19 protein-coding genes are annotated in these 20989 nt (G+C 68.1%); 10 read left to right on the top strand and 9 right to left on the bottom strand.

The annotated features are described in order from the left end of the window. The first annotated feature begins 4 nt into the window (after positions 1 to 4). Positions 5 to 745 (top strand): IclR family transcriptional regulator, encoded by a 741-nt coding sequence (locus VSR71_RS06295; protein ID WP_342913050.1) that lies wholly within the window; start codon positions 5 to 7, stop codon positions 743 to 745. Positions 746 to 1089: 344 nt separating this feature from the next. Here the strand turns inward: VSR71_RS06295 and VSR71_RS06290 are convergent, their stop codons facing one another. After that, positions 1090 to 1515 (bottom strand): type II toxin-antitoxin system VapC family toxin, encoded by a 426-nt coding sequence (locus VSR71_RS06290; protein WP_342913049.1) that lies wholly within the window; start codon positions 1513 to 1515, stop codon positions 1090 to 1092. Continuing rightward, positions 1512 to 1769, bottom strand: a complete 258-nt coding sequence (locus tag VSR71_RS06285; protein ID WP_342913048.1) for a FitA-like ribbon-helix-helix domain-containing protein — start codon at positions 1767 to 1769, stop codon at positions 1512 to 1514. The genes VSR71_RS06290 and VSR71_RS06285 overlap by 4 nt, the downstream gene beginning before the upstream one ends. Before the next feature lie 174 nt (positions 1770 to 1943). Here VSR71_RS06285 and VSR71_RS06280 point away from each other — a divergent pair, with 174 nt between their 5' ends. After that, a complete protein-coding gene (locus tag VSR71_RS06280; protein ID WP_342913047.1) occupies positions 1944 to 2168 on the top strand; it encodes a hypothetical protein in 225 nt (74 codons plus the stop codon). 174 nt (positions 2169 to 2342) lie between these two features. Here the strand turns inward: VSR71_RS06280 and VSR71_RS06275 are convergent, their stop codons facing one another. Then, positions 2343 to 3509, bottom strand: coding sequence for an acyl-CoA dehydrogenase family protein (locus VSR71_RS06275; protein ID WP_342913046.1), 1167 nt, complete (start codon positions 3507 to 3509; stop codon positions 2343 to 2345). Positions 3510 to 3798: 289 nt separating this feature from the next. On the opposite strand from VSR71_RS06275, the gene VSR71_RS06270 reads away from it, so the two are divergent. The 8 genes from VSR71_RS06270 to VSR71_RS06235 all read left to right on the top strand — a co-directional run bounded on the left by VSR71_RS06270 (position 3799) and on the right by VSR71_RS06235 (position 13407). Beyond that, positions 3799 to 4692, top strand: coding sequence for a MaoC family dehydratase (locus VSR71_RS06270; protein ID WP_342913045.1), 894 nt, complete (start codon positions 3799 to 3801; stop codon positions 4690 to 4692). A 14-nt stretch (positions 4693 to 4706) separates the two neighbouring features. Further along, on the top strand, positions 4707 to 6023 hold the full coding sequence (locus tag VSR71_RS06265; RefSeq protein ID WP_342913044.1) for an acetyl-CoA hydrolase/transferase family protein: 1317 nt from the start codon (positions 4707 to 4709) through the stop codon (positions 6021 to 6023). A gap of 48 nt (positions 6024 to 6071) precedes the next feature. Continuing rightward, positions 6072 to 7280 (top strand): acetyl-CoA C-acetyltransferase, encoded by a 1209-nt coding sequence (locus VSR71_RS06260; protein ID WP_342913043.1) that lies wholly within the window; start codon positions 6072 to 6074, stop codon positions 7278 to 7280. A gap of 220 nt (positions 7281 to 7500) precedes the next feature. Continuing rightward, positions 7501 to 8487, top strand: coding sequence for a tripartite tricarboxylate transporter substrate binding protein (locus VSR71_RS06255; protein WP_342913042.1), 987 nt, complete (start codon positions 7501 to 7503; stop codon positions 8485 to 8487). Between the two features lie 53 nt (positions 8488 to 8540). Beyond that, positions 8541 to 9698, top strand: coding sequence for an acyl-CoA dehydrogenase family protein (locus tag VSR71_RS06250; protein WP_342913041.1), 1158 nt, complete (start codon positions 8541 to 8543; stop codon positions 9696 to 9698). Between the two features lie 76 nt (positions 9699 to 9774). After that, the gene (locus tag VSR71_RS06245) at positions 9775 to 11073 is read left to right on the top strand and encodes a CaiB/BaiF CoA-transferase family protein (protein ID WP_342913040.1); all 1299 of its coding nucleotides are present in this window, start codon (positions 9775 to 9777) and stop codon (positions 11071 to 11073) included. Between the two features lie 41 nt (positions 11074 to 11114). After that, positions 11115 to 11744: an AraC family transcriptional regulator gene (locus VSR71_RS06240; RefSeq protein ID WP_342913039.1), complete on the top strand. Its 630-nt coding sequence runs from the start codon at positions 11115 to 11117 to the stop codon at positions 11742 to 11744. A 130-nt stretch (positions 11745 to 11874) separates the two neighbouring features. Beyond that, positions 11875 to 13407, top strand: coding sequence for a class I adenylate-forming enzyme family protein (locus VSR71_RS06235; RefSeq protein WP_342913038.1), 1533 nt, complete (start codon positions 11875 to 11877; stop codon positions 13405 to 13407). A gap of 21 nt (positions 13408 to 13428) precedes the next feature. Here VSR71_RS06235 and VSR71_RS06230 read toward each other — a convergent pair whose 3' ends face one another. The 6 genes from VSR71_RS06230 to VSR71_RS06205 form a co-directional block, all read right to left on the bottom strand. Beyond that, complete coding sequence (locus tag VSR71_RS06230) at positions 13429 to 14331, bottom strand: LysR substrate-binding domain-containing protein (protein ID WP_342913037.1); 903 nt, start codon at positions 14329 to 14331, stop codon at positions 13429 to 13431. Between the two features lie 261 nt (positions 14332 to 14592). After that, positions 14593 to 15837 (bottom strand): CoA transferase, encoded by a 1245-nt coding sequence (locus VSR71_RS06225; RefSeq protein WP_342913036.1) that lies wholly within the window; start codon positions 15835 to 15837, stop codon positions 14593 to 14595. Between the two features lie 140 nt (positions 15838 to 15977). Next, the gene (locus VSR71_RS06220) at positions 15978 to 17177 is read right to left on the bottom strand and encodes a CoA transferase (protein WP_342913035.1); all 1200 of its coding nucleotides are present in this window, start codon (positions 17175 to 17177) and stop codon (positions 15978 to 15980) included. Positions 17178 to 17302: 125 nt separating this feature from the next. Further along, entirely contained in the window at positions 17303 to 17875 is a 573-nt protein-coding gene (locus tag VSR71_RS06215) for an AraC family transcriptional regulator (RefSeq protein WP_342913034.1), read from the bottom strand. A 193-nt stretch (positions 17876 to 18068) separates the two neighbouring features. Continuing rightward, complete coding sequence (locus tag VSR71_RS06210) at positions 18069 to 18899, bottom strand: enoyl-CoA hydratase/isomerase family protein (RefSeq protein ID WP_342913033.1); 831 nt, start codon at positions 18897 to 18899, stop codon at positions 18069 to 18071. A gap of 75 nt (positions 18900 to 18974) precedes the next feature. Next, positions 18975 to 20915, bottom strand: a complete 1941-nt coding sequence (locus VSR71_RS06205; RefSeq protein WP_342913032.1) for an AMP-binding protein — start codon at positions 20913 to 20915, stop codon at positions 18975 to 18977. Between the last annotated feature and the right edge of the window lie 74 nt (positions 20916 to 20989).

The following is a 20989-nucleotide window of genomic DNA, read 5'->3' as shown; positions in this document are numbered from 1 at the left end:
AGCCATGCCCCCCAGATCCCCTGCCCCCGGCGGCGTCCAGAGCCTGGCGCGCGCCTTCACCCTGCTGCAGTTACTGGCCGAGCACCATGACACCGGGCTGGCGCTGCCCGACCTTGCCGTCATGGCGGGCATCGACCGCACCACCGCACACCGCATGGCGCGCTTCCTGGAAGCCGGCGCGTATATCGAGCGCGAATCGGCCGGCAAGCGCTATCACCTCGGTACCGCGGCGATGGCGCTCGGGCTGCGCGCGATGAACCGGCCGCCGCCCAACAGCGCCCTCGTCAGCAAGATGAAGGCCCTCGCGCGCCTGACCGGCGACGCCGTCTTCCTGATCGTGCGCATCGGCGACCACGGGCACTGCCTGCATACCGAGGAAGGCAGCCACCGCATCAAGACCTTCCACATGCTGACCGGCACCTCGCGCCTGCTGGGCCAGGGCACCGGCAGCATGGCGCTGCTGGCCAAGATGGACAACGATGCGGTCCGCGCGCACTACGAACGCCACCGCGCCGAGTACGAGGCAGGCGGCCTGAGCCTGCTCAGGCTGATGCGCGGCGTCGAGCGCAGCCGCAAGCTGGGCTACGCGCTGGCCGGCGCGGAAGGCGTGGCGGGCGTGGGCTACGCCTTGCCGCTGGCAATGGGCGCGGATGCGGCCATCAGCATCGTCTCGACTGCGTCGCGCATGTCTGCCGCACGGCGGCATGAAATGGGCGGGATCATCGTGGCGATGTTCGCGCAGTGAAGCGGCGGCAGGACGCGCGAACACCGTCTCTGCGCGACCTGTCAACACACCGAGCGGCCGCGCACCTCGGTTTTGAAACGCGTCTCTGTCAGGGGCCGCACAGATTGCACCAGCTCTACGGCGTTCAATGGTGACGCAAACCGAGAGATGCAAGCACGCGCCCGCCGCCCTGGCATCGGCCGGGCCAGGCCGCCTTCATTGGAAGACGGAATCAGTCCAGGTGCCAGAACAATAAATTCCCCCGCCGACCAGAGGGAGGGTCGGCACTCTGGGCCACGCCCCGACGTCGGAGCGTGGCTTCTTTTTTAGTTTTACCGGGATGAACCAGGGCTTGTCATGCGGAATCAGGCTCGTTGCGCTTCCCAGGGATTGATGACGGGCACGCCGGCTGCCTGGAAGGGACTCGTGTCGCGTGTGGCCACTGTATAGCGGTGCGCGGTCGCGATAGCGGCAATGTAGCCGTCAGGGGTTGGGAATCCCCTCCCCGCCGCTCTGGCTCGCGTTGCGAGTTCGGCGTAGCAGCGCGCTGCCTCGATATCAAACGGCAGGATCCGTTCCCCGAACAAAACCAGCAGGCCTTCCAATGCTCCTTCCAGCGCAGCCTTGCGACGCCCGGCCGCCAGCGTTCCAATGCCGTAGAGCAGTTCGGCCAGCGTCACGCTCGACAGAAACAGGGTTTCCGCGGCCTGTTCGTTGAGCCAGGCACGCACGCTCGGCGACGGTTCCGGCTTCATGGCTTCGGATACGACATTGGTGGCCAGCACGATCATTCATCGAATCCTGTCGGATCTGCCGGCGTACGGTCGCGACCTTGCTCAATCGCCTCGACATCGGCATTGGTGAGGCCCAGGTCCCGTCCCAAACGCGTCAAGGCGTCGCCCATGCGCAGGCGCTGGGCCGGCTTCACAGCCGCTTCGAGGATGTCTCGCACTTCCGCTTCGGTACTGCGTCCATGCGCGGCAGCTCGTACCCTTAACGCACGATGTACATCGTCCGGGAGGTTTCTTACGGTCATGGTGGCCATGGCTGTCACCGTATCAAAACGATATCAATGCAGTCATTTTATTAAAATGACTGCACCGAGGCGAGGCGAAACCGACTGGTGCGGCTCACGAAGCACCCCGGCAGCCGCCGTTTTTGCCGATGGTAGCTGTCACCTTTGCCTACACTGAACGCATTCCGCGCAAAGGGGCGCTCCATGCCATACATGCTCATCATCAACCGGCGCCGCGCCCTGCGCAGCCTGCCAGGCCGTGCGTTCTGCATCGCCCTGCTCGCGGCAACCGTGGCTGGATGTGAAGCGCCGCCGCGCGATACCTCCATGACCCCGCCACCGCCACGCTTGCCGATCGCCGCTGGCGACGAGGTATATCCGGCGCCCGGCACGGCGCGGGACACCCGCCCTGCGACGCCCTCCCGCTAGCGGAATGCCGGGCGGCAAATCGCGCGCAGCCGTGTCGAAGCTCGCGCCCTTCTTCCGGTCGCATCTGTAAGCGGGAACGACCTCGGGCCCAGCGTTAGCGCTCAGCGCCGGAATGCAAAAGGCCGGCGCGCAAGCGCGCCGGCCCGAAGCGGCATCGATTGCCGTCGTGCCCGCTCAGAACGAGCGCGGCAGCCCCAGGATGTGTTCAGCGACGTACGAGTAGATCAGGTTGGTCGAGATCGGCGCGACCTGGTACAGGCGCGTCTCGCGGAACTTGCGCTCGACATCGTATTCGCAGGCAAAGCCGAAGCCGCCGTGGAACTGCAGGCAGGCGTTGCCGGCTTCCCAGCTGGCCTTGGCCGCCAGGTACTTGGCCATGTTGGCCTGCGCGCCCATCGGCTCGTGCTTGTCGAACAGTTCGCAAGCCTTCCAGCGCATCAGGTTGGCGGCTTCCAGCTCGATGAAGGATTCGGCGATCGGGAACTGCACGCCCTGGTTCTGGCCGATGGGGCGGCCGAAGACTTCGCGCTCGCTGACGTACTTGGTGACGCGGTCCATGAACCAGTAGCCGTCGCCGATGCATTCGGCGGCGATCAGCGTGCGCTCGGCGTTGAGGCCGTCGAGGATGTACTTGAAGCCCTTGCCTTCTTCGCCGATCAGGTTTTCCTCGGGGATTTCCAGGTCTTCGAAGAACAGCTCGTTGGTCTCGTGGTTGACCATGTTCGGGATCGGCCGCACGGTCAGGCCCTTCTTCTGCGCCTCATGCAGGTCCACCATGAAGATGGACATGCCTTCGCTCTTCTTCTTTACGTCGGCCAGCGCGGTGGTGCGCGCCAGCAGGATCATGAAGTCGCTGTGCTGCACGCGGCTGATCCACACCTTCTGGCCGTTGACGACGTAGCGGCCGTCCTTCTTGACCGCCGAGGTCTTGATCTTGGTGGTGTCGGTGCCGGTGGTGGGTTCGGTCACGCCCATCGACTGCAGGCGCCATTGGCCCGAGGCGATCTTCGGCAGGTACTTTTCCTTCTGCGCGTCGGAGCCGTGGCGCAGCAGCGTGCCCATGTTGTACATCTGGCCGTGGCAGGCGCCGGAGTTGCCGCCACTGCGGTTGATCTCTTCCATGATCACCGAGGCTTCGGTCAGCCCCAGCCCGGAACCGCCGTATTCCTGCGGAATCAGCGCGGCCAGCCATCCGGCCGCGGTCAGCGCGTTGACGAAGGCCTCCGGGTAGGCGCGCTGCTCGTCGACTTTGCGGAAGTACTCATCCGGGAATTCGGCGCAAAGCGCGCGCACGGCATCGCGGATTTCTTGATAGTTGTTCGATTGGGTCTGTTCGATCATGGCGCGTCGTTGGCGTAGGTACGGACGGAATTTGCGGCGCTTCGGTCCCATGGGGTGCCCCGTGGGGACGACCGATGCTGGCTTGGCCGCAATAGTCGCTGCGATCGCCGCCCCGGGCAATCAGCCATTGCGAAAGCGCGCCTTCCACAGCGCTTAAGGCCGGCATGCGGCGCCCGGCGGTGCCGTTTTCGCAATCGCCAAAGCCGGCCATTGGCATTGTCAAATAGCGCAAAACCCACTTTGGCGACATCCTCACGGCAATCTCCTGATAAAGACATAGGATCCGCACATGGCAGTGAGCTACCAGCACCTCAAGCAGCGACCGTTCGCCCCTGTACGCCAGCGCTATGCCGAGCGCGACACCATGCTGTATGCGCTCAGCCTGGGGCTGGGCAACGATCCGCTGGACGGCGGCGCCCTGCCCTTCGTGTTCGAGGGCGCGGCGGGCGGGTTGCGCACGCTGCCGTCGCAGGCGGTGGTGCTGGGCTATCCCGGCTTCTGGGCGCGCGAGGCGGACACCGGCATCGACTGGGTCAAGCTGCTGCACGGCGAGCAACGCATGCGCCTGCACCGCGCGCTGCCGGCCAGCGCCGACATCGTCGGCCACAACCGCATCACGCACCTGACCGACAAGGGTGAAGGCAAGGGCGCGATCATGGTGACCGAGCGCCGGCTCGAAACGGCGCAAGGCGAGTTGCTGGCAACGGTGCAGCAGGTCAGCTTCCTGCGCGGCGATGGCGGCTACAGCCAGCGCGACGGCGGCCAGCCCAGCGACGAACCGCTGCCCGCGCTGCGCCCCACCCCGGAAGACCGCGCGCCGGATTTCACCGACACGCAGGCAATCCGCCCCGAAGCCGCGCTGCTGTATCGCCTGATGGGGGACTTCAATCCGCTGCACGCCGACCCGGCCGTCGCCAGGGCGGCGGGCTTCGAGCGCCCGATCCTGCACGGGCTGGCCAGCTACGGGCTGGTCGCGCATGCACTGGTGCGCCAGTGCGCGGACCGCGACCCGGTCCGCCTGCGTGCGCTGGATATCCGCTTCACCGCGCCGGTATTCCCCGGTGAAACGCTGGTCACCGAGATCTGGCGCATGCCGGACAGCCCCAACCACTTCCAGGTGCGCGCCCGCGTCGCCGAGCGCGACAAGGTAGTGCTCAGCCACGGCTGGGCCGAGATCGCCTGATCCCGCGCCATCCCATGCATCCCGCTACCGTGGATAACAACGAACTGGCCTCGGCGCTGCAGGCACTGCTGCAACCCGGCGACCATATCTGGTGGGGCCAGGCCACCGCCGAGCCGCTGACGCTGACGCGCGCGCTGGTCGAGCACCGCCACGCGCTCGCCCGGGGTGGCCGGCTGAGCGTGTTCGTCGGCATCGGCCAGTCCGACACGCTCCAGCCGGCGCAGGCCGACGTGATCGACTTCTTCGGCTATGCCGCCAGCGGTCCGCACCGCGCGCTGGCCAGGGCCGGCGTGCTGGACATCGTGCCGAGCCACTATTCGCACCTGCCCGGCCTGATCCGGGATGGCGCGTTGCGCGCCGACGTCGTGCTGGTGCAGGTGTCACCGCCCGACGAGGAAGGCCGCTACAGCATGGGCCTGGTGCATGAGTACATTCCCGCGGCGCTCGACCGGGCCCGCGTGATCGTGGCCGAGGTGAACCCGGAGGTGCCATGGACCTATGGCAGCCGCCACCTCACCGCGGACCAGATCGACCTGCTGGTCGATGCCGCGTATGCGCCGATCAGCCTGGACCGCAGCGCCCCCGGGCCGGCGGAACAGGCGATCGCGCGCCATATCGCGGGCTGGGTCGAAGATGGCGCCACGCTGCAGATGGGCATCGGCAACCTGCCCGAGGCGGTGGTAGCCGCGCTGCATGACCGCCGCGACCTGGGCCTGCACAGCGGCGCGGTCGGCGACGGCATTGCCGCGCTGGCCGAGGCCGGCGTGCTGACCAATGCGCGCAAGACCATCGATACCGGCATCGGCATCGGCGGCATCCTGATGGGCAGCGAGCGCCTGCGCCGCTGGGCCCACCGCAACCCGAAGCTGCAGCTGCGCGAAACCAGCTACACGCATCATCCCGAGGTGCTGGCCAGCATCGACAAGCTCACCGCGATCAACTCGGCGATCGAGGTCGACCTGACCGGACAGGTGAACGCCGAAGTGGCGGCGGGTGTCTATGTCGGCGCGGTTGGCGGTGCGGTCGACTTCCTGCGCGGCGCCGCGCGCAGCCGCGGCGGCCTGCCCATTGTCGCGCTGCCCGCGACCGCCAAGGGCGCGAGCCGGATCGTGGCGCAGTTGTCCGGCCCGGTCAGCACGCCGCGCTCGGATGCCGGCCTGATCGTCACCGAACACGGCGTCGCCGACCTGCGCGGCCAGACCCTGTCGCAGCGCGTGCGCCGCATGCTGGACATCGCCGCCCCCGAACACCGCGAGGACCTGGAGCGCCAGGCCCACGCCCTGCTGCGCCAGTGCGGCGCGGCTTTCGTTGCCACCACGGGCGCGGCCTGACCCGGCCGCCTGCTTCGACTACCTGACAGAACTTCCAAGGAGACTTCCATGCGCCGAGCCGCAATCGTCACCCCCCTCCGTACTCCCGTCGGCACCTTCGGCGGCAGCCTGCGCCCCGTGTCCGTCGAGGAACTGGCCGCCACCACCGTGCGCGCCGTCGTCGAACGCAGCGGCATCGACCCCGCCCGCATCGATGACGTGGTCTTTGCCCAGTCCTACGCCAACAGCGAAGTGCCCTGCGTGGGCCGCTGGGCCGCGCTGCAGGCCGGCCTGCCGGTCGAAGTGCCGGGCATGCAGCTGGATCGCCGCTGCGGCGGCGGCCTGCAGGCCATCGTCACGGCCTCGATGATGGTGCAGAGCGGCGCTGCCGACGTGGTCATCGCCGGCGGCGTCGAGAGCATGAGCAATATCGAGTACTACACCACCGACATGCGCTGGGGCTCGCGCTCGGGCAACGTGAAGTTCTACGACCGCCTGGACCGCGGCCGCGAGCGTTCGCAGCCGGTCGAGCGCTTCGGCAAGATCTCGGGGATGATCGAGACCGCCGAGAACCTGGCGCGCGACTACGGCATTACCCGCGAGCAGGCCGACGCCTTCTCCGTGCGCAGCCACGAGCGCGCCGCGGCGGCGTGGGAGTCCGGCCGCTTCGACGCCGAGATCGTGCCGGTGCAGGTGCCGCAGCGCAAGGACGACCCGGTCACCTTCGCGCGTGACGAGGGCTTCCGTCCCGGCACCTCGATGGAAAGCCTGGGCAAGCTGCGGGCGCTGATGCCCAACGGCACCGTCACCGCCGGCAACGCAAGCCAGCAGAACGATGCCTCGGCCGCCTGCCTGATCGTGGCCGAAGACAAGCTGGCCGAACTGGGCCTGACCCCGATGGCGACGCTGGTGGGCTGGGCCGCGGCGGGCTGCGAGCCGTCGCACATGGGCATCGGCCCGGTGCCGGCGGTGAAGAAGCTGCTCAAGCGCCTGAACCTGACGCTGGACCAGATGGACCTGGTGGAGCTGAACGAAGCCTTTGCCTGCCAGGTGCTGGCCGTGCTGAAGGGCTGGGAATGGAACGACCAGGACGCGATCGAGCAGAAGCTCAACGTCAACGGCTCGGGCATCTCGCTGGGCCACCCGATCGGCGCCACCGGCGTGCGCATCCTGGCCACGCTGCTGCACGAACTGCAGCGCCGCGGCGGCCGCTATGGCCTGGAAACCATGTGCATCGGCGGCGGCCAGGGGATCGCCGCGGTGTTCGAGCGCTGCTGATCGCCGGCCTGAATGTTGTTTCCCCTCTCCCATGTATGGGAGAGGGGCGGGGGTGAGGGCGGGAGTCTCTACGAAGTGAAACGCTTGCATGCTTGCCATGCGCTCTGCCCTCACCCCCGGCCCCTCTCCCGCAAGCGGGAGAGGGGAGCAAACCAGCGGCATCCATGCAACGCAGCAATGTGAAGCTGTGCCCGTCTTTCGTATTACCTAGGAGTGCAAGTTGATTTCCCCTTCCCGCCGCCACCTGCTGCTGTCCGGACTGGCGCTGTGCGCCGCAACCCTGGGCAGCGTCCCTGCAGCCGCGCAGGGCAACGGCCAGCCGGTCCGCCTCGTGGTCGGCTATGCCGCGGGCGGCCCTGCCGACCAGGCCGCGCGGCTTTTTGCGGCGTCGCTGGGCAAGACGCTCAACGCCAACGTCATCGTCGACAACAAGCCCGGCGCCAATGCCACGCTGGCCGGGTATGAAGTGGTGCGCGGCAAGCCGGACGGCTCCACGCTGTGGTTCGCCGCCAGCGCCGCGCTGACGGTGGCGCCCAACATCATGAAGAGCCTGCCGTTCGATCCGGCCCGCGACCTGACGCCGGTGGCACCGGTGGCGCGCTACTACAACATGCTGGTGGCCAATACGAAGGAACCATTCAAGAGCACGCAGGAACTGGTCGCCTACGCCAAGGCCCATCCCGGCAAGCTCAGCTATGGCTCCTCCGGCGTCGGCAGTTCCAACCACGTTGCCATGGCGCTGTTCGCGCGGCAGGCGCAGGTCGAGCTGAACCACATCCCCTACAAGGGGAATGCTCCTGCCATGACCGACACCATCGGCGGCCAGATCGACGTGATGTTCGACATCATCAGCACCGCCAGCAACTACGTGCAGAGCGGCAAGGTCAGGCCCATCGCCGTGGGTTCGCCCCGGCGCAGCCCGTCGCTGCCCAACGTGCCGACCTTCCGCGAAGCCGGCATTGCCGGCCTGAAGGACTATGAGGCCGGCGGCTGGTACGCCATCTATGCGCCCAAGGGCCTGCCGTCGGAGCTGACGCAGAAGCTGGCGGCGGCCGTGAAGCAGGCCGTTGAAGACGGCGAGCTCAAGAAGCGCTACGCCGAACTCGGCTACGAGCAGTGGAGCGGCACCACGCAGGACGTCGTCAACACCGCCGCCCGCGAGCGCACGCAGTGGGCCGGCGTGCTCAAGGGCGTGACGCTGGACTGAGCCCCGCCCGCACCCGCTCCCGCACATCGACCCGACACAGAGGAAAACCCGACATGATCCGCGATAACGACACCCTGGAAGCGCTGCTCGACAGCGTGCGGCGCTTCGTGCGCGAGCGCCTGGTGCCCGCCGAGGCACTGGTTGCCGAAACCGATGAGATCCCGCAGGACATCGTGCAGGACATGCGCGAGATGGGCCTGTTCGGCATGACCATCCCCGAGCGCTTCGGCGGGCTGGAACTGACCATGGAAGAAGAAGCGCGCGTGGTCATGGAGCTGTGCCAGACCTCGCCCGCGTTCCGCTCGCTGCTGGGCACCACCGTCGGCATCGGCTCGCAGGGCATCCTGATGGACGGCACGCCCGAGCAGCAGCAGGCGTGGCTGCCGCGCCTGGCCACCGGAGAGATCCTGGCCTCGTTCGCGCTGACCGAGCCGGAAGCCGGCTCGGATGCGGGCTCGCTGCGCACCACCGCCATCAGGGACGGCGACCACTACGTGGTCAACGGCACCAAGCGCTTTATCACCAACGCGCCGCAGGCCGGGATGTTTACGCTGATGGCCCGGACCAATCCGGACATCAAGGGCTCGGCCGGCGTCTCGGCCTTCATCGTCGACGCCAAGACGCCGGGGATCAGCTTCGGCAAGCGCGACGTCAAGATGGGCCAGAAAGGCGCGCATACCTGCGACGTGATCTTCGAGAACGTGCGCGTGCCGGCGGCCAACCTGATCGGACTGAAGGAAGGCCAGGGCTTCAAGACCGCGATGAAGGTGCTGGACAAGGGCCGGCTCCACATCTCGGCAGTCAGCGTTGGCGTGGCCAAACGCGTGCTGCGCGACGCGCTCAACTACGCGCTGGAACGCCAGCAGTTCGGCCAGCCGATCTGCGAGTTCCAGCTGATACAGGCCATGCTGGCCGACAGCCAGGCCGAACTCTACGCCGCCGAATGCATGGTGATCGACGCCGCGCGCCGCCGCGACGAAGGCAAGAACGTTTCCACCGAAGCCTCTTGCTGCAAGATGTTCGCCACCGAGATGGTGGGCCGCGTGGCCGACCGCGCGGTTCAGATTCTCGGCGGTTCCGGCTATATTTCGGAGTTCGGCATCGAGCGCTTCTACCGCGACGTGCGCCTGTTCCGCCTGTATGAAGGCACCACGCAGATCCAGCAGGTCATCATCGCCCGCAACATGATCCGCGAGGCGCGCGGCGCCTGAGGGCCGAGCCGTCGAGATGCCCCCATGCTGCCCGCCCTCCCCGCCGGGCAGCCAAGAAGCAACCGCCACGAACTTCATGACTGATTCCGCCGCAAATTCCCTTCCCGACCTGCCCCCCCCTTCGCCGCGCACGGGCGCGCTGAGCCACCTGCGCGTGCTCGACCTGTCGCGCGTGCTGGCCGGGCCGTGGTCCACCCAGAACCTGGCGGACATGGGCGCCGACGTCATCAAGATCGAGAAACCCGGCGAAGGCGACGATACCCGCCACTGGGGCCCTCCGTTCCTGTCGGGCGAGGATGGCGTGCCCACGCGGCAGGCCAGCTATTTCACCGCGGCCAACCGCAACAAGCGCTCGGTCACCGTGGACATGTCGAAGCCCGAAGGCCAGGCACTGATCCGCGAACTGGCCCGCCACAGCGATGTCGTGGTCGAGAACTTCAAGACCGGCGGCCTCAAGCGCTATGGGCTGGACTACGAGAGCCTGAGCGCGATCAACCCGCGCCTGGTCTATTGCTCGGTGACGGGCTTCGGCCATACCGGCCCGTATGCCGCCCGCCCCGGCTATGACCTGCTGATCCAGGCCATGAGCGGCCTGATGAGCATCACTGGCCATGCCGACGGCGAACCCGGTGGCGGTCCGATGAAAGTGGGCGTGGCGGTGATCGACCTGTTCACCGGCATGTACGCCACCACCGCGATCCTGAGCGCGCTGGAAGCGCGCCACTACACCGGCCGCGGCCAGCATATCGACATCGCCCTGCTGGACGTGGCGATGGCGGTGCTCGCCAACCAGGGCGCGGGCTTCCTCAATGCCGACGACGTGCCCCGCCGCCAGGGCAATATCCACCCGAGCGTGGTGCCCTACCAGGACTTTCCCACCGCCGACGGCAACATGCTGCTGGCGATCGGCAACGACGGTCAGTTCGCGCGCTTCTGCGAGGCCGCGGGGGTGGACTGGGCTCGCGACGAACGCTATGCGACCAACACCGGCCGCGTCAACAACCGCAAGGTGCTGATCGCGATGATGATGGAGCTGACGCGCACCCGCACCACCGCCGAATGGGTCGCGCTGCTCGAAGCCAACTCCGTGCCGTGCGGCCCGATCAACAATATCGCCCAGGCGTATGCCGACCCGCATGTGCAGTCGCGCGGCCTGCGCATCGAGCAGTCGCGCTATCCGGGCGAGGAGGCGCCCGCCGGCCAGAGCGTCAATCGGGTGGTGACCGCCGCCAGCCCGCTGCGGCTGTCGGAGACGCCGCCCACGCTGCGCTATGCCCCGCCGGCGCTGGGCCAGCACACCGAGGAAGTGCTGCGCGACTACCTGAAGCTCGATGCGGAGCAGGTGCAGGCGCTGCGCACCAGCGGCGTGGTGTAAGCCGATACGACGACAAGCCGCCGACAGCGTCGCCCGAAGACATGCGCATCGAACTCCAGGCTTTCTCGCCTACGCAGGTGTCGCGGCTGTTGCCGGCGTTTCCGCTGGTGATCGGAGCAAAGCAAGGCAAGACCCTGGTGCGGCGCCGCGGCTTCGAGCGCATGGTCGTACCCGGGCAGCCCCTGGTGGTGGCGCCGTTCGAATCGGTCGACCTGTACCTCGACGGCGGTGCGCTGCAGCCGGCCTGCTGCAGCCTGGAAATGCGCTTGCGGCCCGGCGGCGCGCCCGGCGCGGCGCTGCATCACCGCCTGTCGCAGCGTGTCTTCATGCAGCCGCAGCACACATGGAGCGCGGCCTTTATCGCCGATTTGCTGCGCGCCTCGCCGGCGCAGGTGCGGCGCACGCTGTTCTCGGAAGGCGCCGCGCTGACCGAACTGTGCCGCACGCAGCGGCTGATGCGGGCCTTGTTCGAGGTCTTGCATGACAACCCCTGCACCGGGGAACTGAAGCGCCGCATCGGCTGGTCGCCGCGCAGCGACGTGGAGGCGGCGTTCTACGACTGGTTCGGCCTGTCGCCGCACGCGCTGGCACGTTCCGGCGCAAGGCGGCCGGCCGCCGCCACGCGCGCCGCGGCGTTCGTGCCGCAGTGGCTGGAACATCAACTGGCCTGATGCGCGCCCTTTCGGCAAGCTCGAAAGCGGCCTTCACCGATCCGCGATTGCAGCGTACTTGCCGCGCACATACACTGGCGTCGTCCGGTTTGCCGGACGGCCTTCTACCCCGCACAAGGACTTCCGCGCGATGCCCACGGACCGAGCCAACCCGCAACGGATCAGCGATATCCCCCGCCACTGGGCCACCGAGGCCCCTGACCGCGCGGCCGTCTTCGAGGATGGCCGCACCGTGACCTTTGCGCAGCTCTGGCAGGGCATCGGGGACGCCCAGGCCTGGCTGCAGGCGCAGGAGGTCGGCACCGGCGACCGGGTGCTGGTCGTGGCCGAGAACTGCCTCGCCGTGATCACGCTGGTGTTCGCACTATCCGAACTGGGCGCATGGCCGGTGGTGGTCAACGCGCGCCTCTCGGAGCGCGAGATCGAGGTGATCCGTTCGCACTGCCAGCCCCGGCTGATGCTGTTTACCCACGGCGCCTCCCCCGACGCGCTGCGGCACGGCGTGCGCTACCGTGCCCGCGAAATCGCGCCGGCCGGACTCGGCCCGCTGATGGCCAGCGCCCCCGACCGCGCCAGCGAACGCGAGCCCGAAGCCCTGGCTCGCGAGGTCGCCGCGCTGATCTATACCTCCGGCACCACCGGGCAGCCCAAGGGCGTGATGGTGACGCACCGCGGCCTGCTGCACTTCGCCCGCGTCACGGTGGAATCACGCCGCATGCTGCCGGATGACTGCGCCTATGCGGTCATGCCGATGTCGCATGTCTTCGGACTGGGCACGCTGCTGGTGTCGACCTTCCAGGCCGGCGCCAGCCTTTACCTGAGCGCGCGCTTCAATGCGGCGGATGTCACCGCGGCGATCCGGCACGGGGCGATCACGCTGCTGCAGGGCGTGCCGACCATGTTCAGCCGCATCCTCGCGCATGTGCGTGCGAGCGGCATGCCGCTGGCGCCATCACCCAGGCTGCGCTACCTGTACACCGGCGGCGGGCCGCTCGACCCGACGCTCAAGCAGGAAGTCGAAGCGATGTTCGGCCAGCCGCTGCACCATGGCTACGGCATGACCGAGTACGCGGGCTCGCTGTTCGTCACGCGCATGGACCGGCCGCGCGGCGATTGCGCGGCGGGCGAGATCGTCGAGGGCGCCGAACTGCAGGTGGTCGGGCCAGACGGCCAGCCGGTGCCCGCCGGCGAACCCGGCGAACTGTGGGTCAGGGGCCCCGGTGTCATGCGCGGCTATTACCGCGCACCGGCACTGACCGCCGAGGCGCTGCGCCCCGGCGGCTGGCTCAATACCGGCGACCTGGGCCGGCTCGGGCCCGACGGCGCGCTGTTCATCGTGGGCCGCACCAAGGACCTGATCATCCACTCGGGCTTCAACGTCTATCCGATCGAGGTCGAATCGGTAATCAACACGCATCCGTCGGTGCGCGTGTCGGCAGTCGTCGGCCAGCCTGCCGCGGACGGCAATGAGCAAGTGATTGCCTTTGTCGAGATCAAGGACGGCGAGAAGTTCGATGCGGCGGCGCTGCACGACTACCTGGTCGAGCGCCTGTCGCCGTACAAGCGCCCGGAGAAGATCCTGCGCGTCGCCACCATCCCGACCACGGCCAGCGGCAAGCTGCTCAAGCACCAGCTCAGGCAGATGGTTTCGAAGGAGAAGTAGCGGTAACCACGGCGGCGGCGTTCAGTCCTGCCGCCCGAGCCCGTCCTCGACCAGCAGGTCGACCAGCTTGCGCGCGAACAGCGGCAACGCGCCGACATCCGCCACGCACACCTGCAGCTTGCGCTCGGCCCATTCGTCGTTGAGCTGGACGATGCGCAGCGCCATCGTGCCGGCGTGCCGCGCGGCCGTGCTCTCGGGCAGCACGCCGACGCCGACATTGGCCTCGATCATGCGGCAGGCAGTCTCGAAATTGCTGACCTGGACGCGCCAGCGCAGCTCGCGCTGCAGGTCGGCGGCGGCGCGCTTGAGGAAGTTGTGGATGGCGCTGGCTTCCGGCAGGCCGATGAAGTCGTAGTCGAGCGTGTCGATGAAATCCACGCTGTCGCGCTCGGCCAGCGGGTGGCTCAGCGCGATCGCAAGCACCAGACGGTCGCGCCGGTAGGGCATGACCTCCAGACCTTCGGTGCGCACATTGCCGGCGATGATGCCGATATCGACCATCCCCTCCTGCACGGCGCGCACGATGTCCGGGCTGAGCCGCTCCTGCATGTCGATGGTCACGTCGGGATTGTTGACGAGGTAGGTGCGCAGCACCGCGGGCAGGAACTCGCTCATCGCCGTGGTGTTGGCAAAGACGCGCACATGGCCCTTCACGCCGGCCACGTATTCCTGCAGATCGCCGCTGAGCTGCTCCAGCTGCCGGATCACGCGGCGCGCATGAGCCAGCAAGGTCTCGCCGGCACCAGTGACCTTCACGCCCTGGCTGCTGCGGCTCAGCAGCTTGACGCCGACATACTCCTCCAGGTTCTTGATGCGGGTACTGGCCGCGGCCAGCGACAGGTGGGAACGCTGCGCGCCGCCGGTCAGGCTCTGGGCCTCGGCAATATGCGTAAACAGTTTCAGATCGACCAGATCAAAGCGCATTACATCGTTCCCTAGCGTGGTACGGGATTATCGCGCAAAGGTGGCGCCCGTACACGATGCCGGTGCGAATGGCGCATCGCCGGGGCGAATATCGCCCAGCGTTGGCGGGGCCGGCAAACATTAGCCAGGAATCCGGGAAGGCGCGGGGAGAGGGCAGGCGCTGCCACAAAGTGCCGCGCTTCGCCACGAGACACGCTGGCCCTCTCCCCCGGCCCCTCTCCCATAAATGGGAGAGGGGAGCAACCAATCGACCGACAGGCGTCAAACCACGCCCTCTTCCCGCAACGCATCGATCTCGTCCTGGCTCAGCTTCAGCAAGCCGCCATAGACCTCTTCGTTGGCCCCGCCCAGCGCCATCGCCGGCTTGTCGAACTGCGACGGCGTGGCCGAGAACCGGATCGGCAGCCCCATGCCGACCGCATCCACCTGCCCGAGTTCGGGATGCGCCAGGCGCATCAGCGCGCCGCTGTCGTGCAGCCGCTGGTCATGCAGCACTTCATCCGGCTTGCGCACCGGCGCGCACGGCACGCCGCGCTTGTCCAGCAGCTCGGACACCACCTCGGCCGTGCTGCGCTGGCGCGTCCATGCCGCGATCGCCTCGTTCAAGGCCGATGCATTGCGCATGCGCGGTCCACGGCTGCTGAAGCGCGGGTCGTCCAGCAGCGCGGCCTGGTCCATGGCTTCGAGCAGGCCGCGCATCCAGTCGGGCTGGAACGCCACCACCGCCACATGACCGTCGCGGGTCGGATAGACGCCGAACGGCGCCAGCCGGTCATGGTAATTGCCGGTGCGGGAGGGATAGCCCGCGCGCCCCATCACGTCGAAATGCTCTTCCGCGACCCACGACGCCAGGCAATCGAGCATCGACACCTGCACGCGCTGTCCCTCGCCGGTGCGGCCGCGGTGCAGCAGCGCGGCGAGGATGCCGTTGACGGCGTACATCGGTGCCACCAGGTCGGCGATCGGCAGGCCGCAGCGCGTCGGCGGCCCGTCGGCGTAGCCGGTCACCTCCATCAGCCCGCTCAGCGCCTGAACGATGATGTCCATGCCCTTCAGCCCGGGAAACGCGCTGGGCTCCCCCATGGCCTTGATCGACGCATAGACGATGCGCGGGTTGCGCTGCCTGACCTGCTCGTAGTCGATGCCGAGCTTGGCCGTGGTGCCTTCGCTGAAGTTCTCCAGCACCACGTCGCAGGTCTCGGCCAGCCGCATGAACAGCTCGCGGCCGTGCCCGGACTTCAGGTCCAGCGTGATGCTCTTCTTGTTGCGCGCCCGGTTCAGCACCGTCAGCGAGACCTCGTGGTCTTCGCGCTGGCCAAAATGGATGCCGCTGCCGCCGACGAACGGCGGGTTGGTGCGGGCGATATCGCCGCCGCCCGGCGCTTCCACGCGGATCACCTCGGCACCCATGCCGCCGAGCAACAGCGAGCCGTACGGCCCGGCCAGTGCCACGGTCAGGTCGAGGACCCGGATGCCTTCGAGGGGCCGCGATTGATTTGCTGCCACGACTGTCTCCTGTTCGCGCCTGACCGCGTGGCCGGCGCCATGTGTGTGGATTCGATGCTAGTGGAGCGGCCCGCTTGCGCTCAAGTCATCACTGGCGAACCGCCGATTCGCATTGCGCGAATCGCCTGGCGCGGCTGCGCTCAGACGATGCCGGCCGCGCGCAAAGCCTGCACCTGCGCGCGGTCATAGCCGACCTCGGCCAGCACTTCTTCGGTGTGTTCGCCAACCGTAGGCGGCCGCCGCGCCACATCCGGGGGCGTGCGCGACAGCATGGCCGGGGGCGCCACGATGGGCGCCTTGCGCGGCAGCCCGGGATAGTCGAGCCAGACATAGGCACCCGAGTCCTGGATCGAGGCGTCGTCCAGCGCCTCGCGCGGGGAATAGACCGGGGCGGCAGGGATCCTGGCCTGCTCCAGCGCCTGCAGCGCTTCGGCGCGGGTGCGGCTGGCGCACCACTTTCCCATCAGCCCGCTGAGGAACTCGCCATGCTCGCCGCGCCCCAGGTCATCGCTGAAGCGCGGATCGTCGGCCAGCTCCGGCATGCCGACCAGGCTGGTCCAGCGCCGGAACAGCGGCTGCCCGATCACCTGGGCGATGATCCAGCCATCGCGCACGCGGAAGATGTCCGAGGGCCCGTACGACGGGCTGCGGTTGCCGATCGGGCGCCGGTCGATGGCCAGCGCCGCTTCCTCGATCAGCGCGCCACTGGACAGGTTCAGCGCGGTCTGCAGCAGCGAGGCCTCGACGCATTGCCCGCGCCCGCTCATGCGGCGTTCGTACAGCGCCATCACCGTGCCGAGCGCGCACGACAGCGCCGTCGAGAAATCGACCACCGGCACCATCGCCTTGGTCGGGCTGTCGGGCGTGCCCGACATGTAGACCGCGCCGCTCATCGCCTGGCCGACGCCGTCGAAGCCAACGCGGTGGCCCGCGCCTTCATGGGAGCCGAAGGCGGTGGAAGCCGTCAGGATGATGCCGGGATGGATCGCGCTGAGCGTGGCATAGTCCAGCCCCAGGTTTGCCAGCGTCCTGGGCGGCATGTTGGCCACCACCACGTCGGCGGTCTCGACCAGCCGGCGCACCACCTCGCGCCCTGCGTCGCTGTCGATGTCGAGCGTGATCGAGCGCTTGTTGCGGTTGCACTGCAGGAACAGCGCGCCCTCGCCCGATTCCGTGACGGGCACGATAAAACGGTCTTCGCTGCCGCCGACCCGGTCGATGCGGATCACGTCGGCGCCATAGTCGGCCAGCAATGCCGCGCAGAACGGCCCGGCGATAAAGCGTCCGAAATCGAGGACGCGGATTCCTTCAAGCACCTTGGACATCTTGTTCGTTTCCATGTTGACTTCACTGCCATGCTGGAAACGATCGTGGCGGGCGCACGCCTGCCAGTCAACGCAGGCGCCCGCGGTGTTCCGTGCTTCGAAAATGGCTCCACGCCAGCCGCGAAAACGCGCCGCGCGGCTCAGGCGACCGAACGCTGCCGTTCTGGGGCGCGATGCAACGCGAGACGGCGCGCCGCATCCATGGACAGGCCAAAGCGGTCATAGAAGGCACAGTGGAGGTCGCTGTTGGCGGGCCAGCCGGCAAAGCGCGCCAGGTCGGCCGTCGCCACATGCCCCGACATGGCTTCGAACAGCACGCGCATCAGCCGCTGCGTGCGGCACAGGTCGGTCAACGCGGTGCCTTGCGCGAACAGCGTGCGGCGCACCTGCGCCGTGGACATGCCGAGCCGTTCGGCAATGAATGCGGCGCTCCAGGCGTATTGCGGCTGCAGGAATACCCGCTTGCAGATGCGGTGATGCAGCGCTGCCTGCGCTGCCGCGGGCATCACGCCGTGCAGTTCGAGACAGCACGCCGCGGGTTGCGCGCCGCTGCCATCGAGATGCAGGTCGGTGGCTTCGAAGGCCGCCACCGCGATCTCCTGGCCCGGCAGCAGCACGCGCTCGTAGCCGCGCCGCCTGACCACCACCCGCCCCTGCGTGGCAGCGACCGACAGCGGGAACGCCAGCAGCAGCCGCTGCAGGCTGAGATGCATGGGGGACTGCAGATGGACGCGCATGATGGCTCGGAAAGCGGTCTGTGACGATGGCTATCATCGCCGCCCGCGGGAATTCCTGCCTCTGCAATTTCCGAACACCGCATTCGCCGCCACCACATGGGTCCGTTCGCGGGAATGCTAATGCGCTCCGCTGCGAGACTCGCCGCGGAGCGCCCGGCGGCACAAGCACTCAGGACGAGGTCGTGGCCGGGAACACCGGCGCGCGCTTTTCGCGGAACGACGCCACGCCCTCTTTGACCTCCGGGCCACCGAACCCGAACATCTCCAGCGCCAGGGACGCATCGAAGGTCGGACCCGCCTGGCGCAGCCAGTTGTTCAGCGAATACTTGGTCCAGCGGATCGCCGAGGGTGCGCCGTTGGCCAGGCGCGTGGCGATCGAGACGGCGGTGTCCTGCAGTTCCGCCTCGTCCACGGCCAGCGACACCAGCCCCATCTGCTCCGCCTTCTCGCCGCTCACCGGCTCGCACAGCAGCAGGTGGTACTTGGCCTTGGCCATGCCGCACAGCAGCGGCCACACGATCGCGGCGTGGTCGCCGGCGGCAACGCCCAGTCGCGTATGGCCGTCGACCAGCCGCGCGCTGCGCGCCGCCACCGAGATATCGGCCAGCAGCGCGGCAACCAGCCCCGCGCCGACGGCGGAACCGTGGATGGCCGAGACGATCGGCTTGGCGCAGTTGATGATGTTGTAGACCAGGTCCTTCGACTCGCGCCAGACGCGCGCGCGGGCCTCGAAGGAATCGATCATCTCCTCGACCATGTCGAAGTCGCCGCCGGCGGAGAAGGCCTTGCCGGCGCCGCACAGCACCACCGCGCGCACGCTCGGATCGGCGTCGATATCACGCCAGACGCGGGCGATTTCGTCATGGCCGCGCGCATCCAGCGCATTGAGCCGCTCGGGACGGTTCAGCGTGATGCGCAGCACGCCATCGCCGGGCCGGTCGAACGCCAGGCTGGAATAGTGCTCGTAGGCCGCGCCCGGCGCGGAGTTGCTCTTCGACATGGAATCTCCTCGAAAAAAATGCGGGACTTGTGCAGCGAACAAGGAAATGCACACGCCCCGCGAGTCGGTACGCGCTCAATGTGCCGCGGCGGCGCGGATCTCCTCGAGCGCAGGCGGGTTGTCCAGCGCGGACAGGTCACCGGCGGGCCGGCCGATATAGACGCTGCGGATGACGCGGCGCATGATCTTCGAGCTGCGCGTCTTGGGCAGTTGCGCCACCACGTGAACCACCGACGGGCGGAACGGACGCCCCAGCCGTCCGTCGACATGCGCGCTGACGGCCGCTGCCAGCGCCTCGTGCGACTGCGTCATGGCCGCGGCCGGCACCAGGAATACGACCAGCTTCTGCCCCTTGACCGGATCATCCACGCCGATCGCGGCGGCCTCGGCAATATCGGGCAGCTCGAGCAGCACGTCTTCGATCTCGGCCGGGCCGAGGCGCTTGCCGGCGAGCTTGATGGTGTCGTCGGAGCGGCCCATCATGAACCAGCTGCCGTCGCCGCGGCGCAGCGCCAGGTCGCCATGCACCCAGAGGCCCGCCACGGTGTGCCAGTAGGTGTCGAGATAGCGTTCGTCGTCCTGCCAGAACGACTGCGTCATGCCGACAAAGGGCCGGCGGATCGCCAGCTCGCCTACCGTCTCGTTCAGTGGCCTGCCATCTGCATCCACCACATCGACCGCCACCGAAGGCGACGCGGTATTGAATCCGGCCGGGCTGATCGGCTTGACGATCACGCTGGACAGCAGCGCCCCGGAGACCTCCGTGCCGCCGGTGTAGTTGATGACCGGGCTGCGGCCAGCGCCGAATGCCTGCTGGAACCACAGGAAATGCTCGGGCGCGATGCTCTCGCCGGCGGTGATCAGCAGCCGGACCGTCGACGTATCGCCTTGCGTGGCAACCGCTTCGTTGGCGGCCAGGCCGCGGATCAGCGTCGGCGCCGAGCCGAAATGCGTCACGCCGTGGCGCTCGACGATGCGCGACATGCGCGACCAGTCCGGGTAATCCGGCGCCCCGTCGTAGCAGACCAGCGTGGCGCCGCGCAGCAGCGCGCACGACATCACCAGCGTGCCGGCAACCCAGCCCATGTCCGCGGGCCAGCAGAAAACATCCTTCGGGCTGAGGTTGAAGTGGATCGCCGCGTCATGCGCGATCTTCATCGGAAAGCTGCCGTGCGTATGGACGGTACCCTTGGGCTTGCCGGTGGTGCCCGAGGTATAGATGATCATGAAGGGATCGTCCGGCGACATGGTTGCCGGCGCGGCATCCGGCTGCGCACCGGCGACCTGCTGCCAGTCAGCCACCTTGCCGCCGAATTCGATGGCCTCGCCTGCGTGCTTCCAGACCGTGGTGCCGAGTTCCGGCAGGCGCGACAGCGCCTCGTCGACCAGGCTGCGCGTATCGACCCACTTGCCGCGGCGCGAGAAGCCGGTGGTGGCCACCAGCGCGCTGGCCGAACACGACTCCAGCCGCGACACGATGGCATCGACGCCGAAGCCGCTGAACAGCGGCACCGCCACCGCGCCGATCCACGCGATGGCCAGCGCCGTCACCGTGGCCTCGACGCCGTTTTCCATCAACAGCCCGACGCGGTCGCCGCGCCGGATGCCGAGCGCCTTCAGGCCGCCGGCAAAGCCGGCCACCTTGCGCGCCAGTTCGGCATAGGTCAGCTGCTCGATCGCGCCGCCCTCTTTTTCCGCCACCACGGCGATCCGCTGCGCCATCCCGGGATCGTCGGCCCAGCGCAGCGCCGACTTGACCCAGTTGAGCTTGCCGCCGGGAAACCACCGGGGAAACGGCTGTCCCCTGGAAGCGTCGACATATTGCTCGTAGGGCACGTCCCAGACCATGCCGCAGTAGTCGATGACGGCGTTCCAGTACGCGTCCGGCTTTTCATTCGAGAAGGCCAGCAGTGCGTCGTAGTCCTTCAGGCCCAGGCGCGCGGCCAGCGCCGATACGTTCGCCGTGGCGATATCGTCGCTTGTCGGGACCCAGTCATTGTGCAGAGAATCACTCATCGGAAATCCAGCGGAGGGGTTGCGCGGTTGCCGCGGCGCGAATGCGGCCGGGCCGGTTCGTGCCGCGTCGGCAG

The sequence above is a fragment of the Cupriavidus oxalaticus genome (assembly GCF_038900635.1).
GTDB lineage: Bacteria > Pseudomonadota > Gammaproteobacteria > Burkholderiales > Burkholderiaceae > Cupriavidus > Cupriavidus oxalaticus_B.
Note: the sequence above shows the minus strand (reverse complement) of the source record. Positions and strands in the feature narration are given on the sequence as shown.